Origin of the sequence: Streptacidiphilus sp. MAP5-3 (genome assembly GCF_041262505.1) — a bacterium.
In the GTDB taxonomy this organism is placed as follows: Bacteria; Actinomycetota; Actinomycetes; order Streptomycetales; family Streptomycetaceae; genus Streptacidiphilus.
Window position 1 is genome coordinate 181,415 of record NZ_JBGCCL010000014.1, and the last position, 6,059, is coordinate 187,473.

General features: G+C 68.2%; 4 protein-coding genes. 2 read left to right on the plus strand and 2 right to left on the minus strand.

Annotated features, from left to right (window positions below; all coding sequences use genetic code 11):
- The first annotated feature begins 9 nt into the window (after nucleotides 1-9).
- Together ABH928_RS21895 and ABH928_RS21900 are read left to right on the plus strand one after the other, a co-directional pair.
- A complete protein-coding gene (locus ABH928_RS21895) occupies nucleotides 10-1,218 on the plus strand; it encodes an outer membrane lipoprotein carrier protein LolA (protein ID WP_370069004.1) in 1,209 nt (402 codons plus the stop codon).
- A 200-nt stretch (nucleotides 1,219-1,418) separates the two neighbouring features.
- Complete coding sequence (locus ABH928_RS21900; RefSeq protein ID WP_370069006.1) at nucleotides 1,419-2,498, plus strand: sphingomyelin phosphodiesterase; 1,080 nt, start codon at nucleotides 1,419-1,421, stop codon at nucleotides 2,496-2,498.
- A 39-nt stretch (nucleotides 2,499-2,537) separates the two neighbouring features.
- Here the strand turns inward: ABH928_RS21900 and rarD are convergent, their stop codons facing one another.
- Both rarD and ABH928_RS21910 read right to left on the minus strand, forming a co-directional pair.
- Complete coding sequence (rarD, locus tag ABH928_RS21905; protein WP_370069008.1) at nucleotides 2,538-3,458, minus strand: EamA family transporter RarD; 921 nt, start codon at nucleotides 3,456-3,458, stop codon at nucleotides 2,538-2,540.
- A 211-nt stretch (nucleotides 3,459-3,669) separates the two neighbouring features.
- On the minus strand, nucleotides 3,670-5,718 hold the full coding sequence (locus ABH928_RS21910) for an APC family permease (RefSeq protein ID WP_370069010.1): 2,049 nt from the start codon (nucleotides 5,716-5,718) through the stop codon (nucleotides 3,670-3,672).
- Between the last annotated feature and the right edge of the window lie 341 nt (nucleotides 5,719-6,059).

A 6,059-nucleotide genomic window follows, 5' to 3' on the forward strand; every position in this document is an offset into this window, starting at 1 on the left:
GGACGAGGGATGTCGAACAGCACCGCGGCGTGGAGCCGCAAGCGGGTCCTGATGGTGTCGGCCGCGGTCGCGGCCGTCGCGGGCTCCGTGGCCGCGGGAACAGCGCTGGCGGCCGGGCCCACGCTGCCACCCATAACCGCCCAGCAGCTGCTGGTCCACGCGATGAACAGCAACGTCCAGACCTTCTCCGGCACGGTCGAGTCCAGCGTCGACCTCGGCGTGCCCTCGCAGCTGCTGAACGCCCTGCCCTCGGCGGCGGCGTCGGCCGCGGGTGCGGCGGGCGCCCCCTCGGCGCAGCAGTCCGCGCAGTCCGGGCAGTCGAAGATGGCGCAGCAGGAGCTGCTGGCGCTGCTCTCCGGCACGAGCACGGCACAGGTCGCCAAGGACGGCAGCGCCAAGCAGAGCTTCACCGCCACCAACTCCGGCCGCACGGTCGAGGTGGTCCACAACGGCTCGGACGCCTGGGCGTACGACAGCCAGGGCAACCAGGTCACCCACTGGACCGGCGTCGGCCAGGGCGAGCAGAGCCCTTCGGCGACCCCGCAGGCCGCCACGCCGCAGGACGCGGCGAAGCTGCTGGGCCAGATCACGCCCTACAGCAACGTGACCGTCAGTGGCTCCTCCGAGGTGGCGGGCCACCAGGTCTACACGCTGCAGATCACGCCCAAGGGAACGGGCTCCACCATCGGCCTGGTCGACATCTCGGTGGACGCCAAGACGTACCTGCCGCTCGAGGTCAAGGTGCTGCCCGCGGACGGCAGCGACGCGATCGCGGACATCCGCTTCGCCTCCATCTCCTACGCCGCCCCGGCCGCCTCGACCTTCCAGTTCAGCACCCCGGCGGGCGCCAAGGTCACCACCAAGAACGCGCAGACCGCCAAGAACGGTGAGGCCGGCAAGCAGCACACCAAGCCCGGACACGGCATGCCGACCGCTCCGGCCCAGCACAACCAGAAGCCGGGCGCCAACGGCGAGACGGTCCTCGGCTCCGGCTGGCAGACGGTCTGGAAGATCAACCCGCAGCAGGCCGCGAACAAGAACGGCAAGAGCGGCCAGGGTGCGCTCAGCGCGCTCGGCGCCCTCAAGGAGGTCGGCAAGCCGGTGAACGGCGGCACCCTCTTCTCCACCAAGGTGGTGAACGTCCTGGTCACCCCCAACGGCACGGTGTACGCGGGCGCGGTCACCCCGTCCTACCTGGAGAACCTGGCCGGGCAGTAGGGCGGACGGCAATCAAGCCCGCCTCAAGCAGCTGAAGCTGAAGCTGCCTGAACTCGCCCACTAGTTCAGACAAGTGAGCCGTCGACCGACTCGTCGGTCGGCGGCTCACCACTGCTCATAAGCCGTTCGCCGTAGATTCCCCCGCGCTGCGTAGCGTGCAGGCCTGTCATGCCCAGGCCCGCCTCCACCGAGGAGACCACGTGCGCACGCGCCACCTGTTCGCCGCCGCTCTCGCCACCACCACGGCTGTCGTCCTAGGAGTGTTCAGTGGCGGAATGACCGGCACCGCCCACGCCGCCACCGCGGCAACAGCGTCCGGCACCACCAGCAGCACCAGCAGCAGCACCGGCTCGACCCTCTCCGTCTTCGCCTGGAACGTCGACCTGGCCACCTCGGTCGTCGACAGCACGGAGAACGAGAACGCCGCCGGCCGTACCCCGACCATCGCGTCGATCGTCCGCAAGCACGACGCCGACGTGGTGGTGCTGGACGAGCTCTTCAACGACAGCTCGACCACCACGCTGGAGAACGACCTGGCGGACCTCTACCCGTACCACACACCGGTGGTGGGCGCGGACTGCTCCGGCTCCGGCTGGAACGGCGTCAGCGGCAACTGCTCCAACTCGCCGTTCGTCATCAACGGCGGCACGATGATCTTCTCCAAGTACCCGATCGACGCCCAGTACGCGCACGTCTTCAGCAACTCGACGTCCGGCACCTGGGACTACAACGCCAACAAGGGCGCGGCGCTGGCGGAGATCGACAAGAACGGCACCGAGACCTGGGTCGTCGGCACCCACCTCCAGGCCGACCAGTCGGGCACCTCCACCGACACCACCCAGGCCACCCGGCTCGCGCAGCTGGGCGAGATCCAGAGCTGGGTCAACGGCATCGTCGGCACCTCCGCCCCGGTGCTGATCGGTGGCGACCTCAACGTCGAGTACTCCCACGGTGCTTCGCGCGGCGACTACGCCAACGCGGAGAACGCCGTCGGCGGCGTCCTGGGCACCCCGGCCACCGACCCGTCGCAGCTGTGGACGATGGACTGCACGGTCTCCGCCTGGTGCCAGTACATGGCCGGCGTGGAGTCGTTTCCGGTCGACTACCAGGACAGCCTGGACTACATCGGCTACCTCGACGCACCGGGCCGCCCGACCCCGGTCTCGCTGCCGTCGGTCGCCACCGACTTCGACCCGCAGGCGGGTTGGACCCAGGGCCAACTGGACACCAACGCGCCGAGCGACCACTACCCGGTCCAGGCGACGTTCCAGCTGCAGTGACGTCCGAGCCGCAGTAGTTCCGACTGTCGTAACCGTCCGTCAGGAGAGCGGCTGCTGTTCCTCCGCGACCAGCAGCCGCTCCGGCGTCCGCGCCGCCAGAACTGCCGCCGCCCTGCTGCTCCGTCGGGCCTGACGCAGGCCGTCCACGGTCAGCAGCACCAAGGCCGCCCACACCAGCCCGAAGCCGACCCACCGGGTCATCGGCATCTGCTCGTGGAAGACGGCGATGCCCAGCAGAAATTGGAAGACCGGCGCCAGGTACTGGAGCAGCCCGATCGTGGTCAGCGGCACCCGGACCGCCGCCGCGCCGAAGGCGACCAGCGGCACGGCCGTCACCACCCCGCACAGCGCCAGCAGCACCGCGTGGCCGGGCCCGTGGGTGGTGAAGGTGGAGCGGCCCTCGCTGCCCAGGAAGAGCAGGTAGCCGAGCGCGGGCAGGAAGAGGAACGCGGTCTCGACGGCGAAACTCTCCAGGCCGCCCAGCCCGACCTGCTTCTTGATCAGTCCGTAGACCGCGAAGGAGAACGCCAGCGTCAGCGCGATCCACGGCAGTTGCCCGTAGCCGACGGTCAGCACGATCACGGCCACCGCACCGATCGCGACCGCGACCCACTGCGACGCGCGCAGGCGCTCCCTCATGATGAGAACGCCGAAGGCAATGGTGACAAGCGGGTTGATGAAGTAGCCGAGCGAGGTCTCCACGACGTGGCCGGTGTTGACGCCCCAGATGTACATCCCCCAGTTGACGCTGACGAACGCGGCTGCCAGGCCGATCAGCGCGAGCCGCTTCGGCTGCCGGAGCAGCGGCCGGATCCAGGCCCATTTACGCCGCACCGCGAGCAGCACCAGCGCCACCGCCAGCGACCAGACCATCCGGTTGGCCAGGATCTCCCCCGCGCCCGCCGGTTCCAGCAGCGGCCAGTAGAGCGGGAAGAACCCCCACAACGTGTACGCGACCATGCCCAGCAGCAGACCCGTCCGTTCTCGCTGCCCTGATTCCGGCTGTCGCCCTGATTCCCGCTCTCGCCCTGGCTCCCGCATGCGCCCTGACTCCTGCATACGCCTCACTCGTAACACCCCAACCCGTCCGTCGTCCCCTACACACCCCGGACAGGACGGTAAACGACGGGACCCCTGCCCGGAAATCGGGCAGGGGTCCCAAAACTGGGCGTCAGTTGGACGAAGCGTCCAGATGGTCCATCGGGTCCATGTGCTCGAGCGTCTCCAGCTTCACGCCCGAGGCCGCGGCGTCCTCCAGCTCGTCGTGGGCGCTGACCACGTCGAACGGGACGATGGTCGCCACCACGTTGGGGAGCTTGCCGACCGCGCGGGCGACCTGGTCGGCGGTGCGGCGGTGCAGCAGCCGGCCCAGGACCGGCGAGTAGTTGCGCTCCGGGATCAGCAGCGTGATCTGGCTCTTCTCACGCTTGGAGGTGCGCGCGATCAGCTCCACCAGGGAGCGGGTGATCCGGCGGTCCGGGCACTCGACGATCTCCAGCGGCAGGTCGCCGACCTCGGCGTTGGCCCACTGGGTCTTCAGTCGCTCGGCCTCGCGGTCGTCGATCATGAAGTGGACCGCGCGTATCTCGGACGGCCGCAACGAGCGGGCGTAGCGGATCGCCTTGAGCACGGCCAGGTCGACGCGATCGACCAGGATGTACATCACCTGGCGGCGGGCCAGCGGGGTGGTGGTGTCGACCGGGGCGGTGGCCAGCGCCTCCGCCTCCTCGCGGTACCGCTTGTTGACCTTGATCAGCGACCAGACACCGATCGGGAAGATCACCACGACGACCCAGGCGCCCTCGGTGAACTTGGTGACCGCGAAGATGCCGACCACCAGGAACGAGGCAATGGCCGCCGCGCCGTTGATGGCGATCTTGAGCACGCGCTTGGGCTCTCTGCGGTCCCAGTGGTGCTTCACCATGCCCGCGCCGGCCATGGTGAAGCCGGTGAAGACACCGATCGCGTAGAGGCTGACCAGGTGGGTCAGGTCGCCGCCGGTGGCGATCAGCAGCACCAGCGAGACGGCGGTCAGCACGATGATGCCGCTGGAGAACGCCAGCCGGTGTCCGCGCCGGGTCAGCTGGCGCGGCAGGAACGAGTCCTCGGCGACGAAGCTGGCCAGGAACGGGAAGCCGTTGAAGGAGGTGTTGGCGCCGGTGTAGAGGACCAGCGCGGTGACCAGCTGGACGAAGACCAGCGCGGCGTAGCCGTACCAGCTGTTGCCGAAGGCCCAGCTGGCCTCCTGCGAGACGACGGTCGGCGTACCGCTGACGAACGGCGTGGCGTGGGTGACATGCGCCAGCAGCGAGACGCCGAGGACGCCGGTGCCCAGCACGGCGGACATCACGATCATGGTCTTGCGGGCGTTGGCGCCCTGCGGGTTGCGGAACGTGCTGACGCCGTTGGAGATGGCCTCCAGACCGGTCAGCGAGGAACCGCCGTTGGCGAAGGCACGCAGCATGACCAGCAGGCCCGCGCCGTAGAAGAAGCCGCTGTGGCCGGTCCCCAGGGCGTACATGCCCGCCTGGTGGGTGTTGAGCTGCGTGTGGTCGCCGAACAGGACCCGGATCAGGCCGACCACGACCAGCAGGCCCATGCCCACCATGAACAGGTACGCCGGCAGCGCGAACGCACGCCCGGCCTCGCGGATACCGCGCAGGTTGCCCCAACAGAGCAGCAGCACGACCGCGATGGTCAGCCACAGCTTGTGAACGGAAACAAAGTTGACGAAGCTCGCGTTCCCCCAGAGGAACTGCCCGAGCGAGACGATCGCGTCGGTACCGGCAGCCGCCTGGACGGCCACGGTGACGATGTAGTCGATCAGCAACGCGACGGCCGCGATTTGCGCCACCCGCGGACCGAAGTTCTCGCGCGCCACGACGTAGGAACCACCGGCCCGGGTGTAGACGCTGACGACCTCCCGGTAGGAGAACGTCAGCAGCACCAGCAGACCCAGGATGACGAAGGTCAGCGGGATCAGCGCGGTGAAGGCGGCGATGCCGATCGCCGGGATCAGGATCACCAGCATCTGCTCGGAGCCGTAGGCCATGGAGGAGATGCAGTCCGAAGCCAGGACGCCGAGGGCGACCGAGTTGGAGAGCTTCTCGTGAGTGAGCTGTTCCGTGACCAGGGGCTTACCGAGCAAACGTTTCTTCGCTCGATAGCCGAGGCTCTCCGGGAGTTCGACCTCGCCAGAGGGGCTGATGGTGCCGGCCATGATGGGTTCCGATCCGGGCGGGAGTTGACCTCACATGCATACTCCGGCCCGATAAGACAAATCGGACATCCCTTAACGGAAGATGGGATCTTAGCGCGTCCCTAACAACCTCGTTATCGCTTCGATCGCAATTCGTGGGTTTCCACGTGGCCTGCAGCACATTGAAACCGCAGACCACGTGGAGAAACCGTCAAGATCAACTCGGCGGCACGGTCAAGTGTTGTCAGGCGTTGTCAGACGTTGGACTGACGGTCCAGGTGTCGTGGCCGGTGAGGAGGGCTTCGAGGTCGCCGGGGCCCTGGGTGGCGACGGCCTGGTCGAGTTGCTGGTTGAGTTGCCGG

What these genes read in the sequence shown, in the direction of transcription:
- ABH928_RS21895 (WP_370069004.1), top strand. Translation starts at nt 10, where the DNA reads ATGTCGAACAGCACCGCGGCGTGGAGCCGCAAGCGGGTCCTGATGGTG.
- rarD (WP_370069008.1), bottom strand. Translation starts at nt 3,458, where the DNA reads ATGGTCGCGTACACGTTGTGGGGGTTCTTCCCGCTCTACTGGCCGCTG.
- ABH928_RS21910 (WP_370069010.1), bottom strand. Translation starts at nt 5,718, where the DNA reads ATGGCCGGCACCATCAGCCCCTCTGGCGAGGTCGAACTCCCGGAGAGC.